Source organism: Streptomyces africanus, assembly GCF_002150735.1.
GTDB classification, from domain to species: domain Bacteria; phylum Actinomycetota; class Actinomycetes; order Streptomycetales; family Streptomycetaceae; genus Streptomyces; species Streptomyces africanus.
Genome location: NZ_MUKA01000680.1, coordinates 1 through 437, shown reverse-complemented (window position 1 = coordinate 437; position 437 = coordinate 1). Strand labels below are relative to the sequence as shown.

1 protein-coding gene is annotated in these 437 nt (G+C 67.3%); it reads left to right on the top strand.

Annotation, left to right across the window (positions count from 1 at the left end):
* Positions 1–185: 185 nt before the first annotated feature.
* Positions 186–437 (top strand): STAS domain-containing protein (locus CCL05_RS43345; RefSeq protein ID WP_244204632.1); only part of this gene is annotated, 252 nt, incomplete at its 3' end.

Sequence of the window (437 nt, the reverse complement as noted above, 5' to 3'; positions counted from 1 at the left end):
CCCCTCCGGGAGAGGCTCATTCCCCGCTGTGGTGTGTACTACGCCGTACGGCGGGCAGGCGCATCTCACACCGGCGTCCACGGGGGCGAGTGACGTCGGTCAGTTCCGCGAGGAGGAACACGACCGAAGAGGACCGAGAAGGCGGTGACATGACGTCTGCGGCATCACCACATCCCACAGGAGGGTTGAACACACTGGTCATCAGTGGCCGCGTGGACGCGGAACGGGCCGAGCTCACCCCGCGCGGTGAGCTGGTTCACGGCTGTGCGGAAACACTGGCCAGGACCCTGGCCGAGCTGCCGCCCACGATCACGCGGGTGCACCTGGACATGGGGGAGGTGCACTTCATGGACACGGCGGGGCTGCAGTTCCTCGACGTCCTGGCCGACTTCGCCCGGCAGCGATGCGTGACGGTCACGACCACGAACTGGAACGGC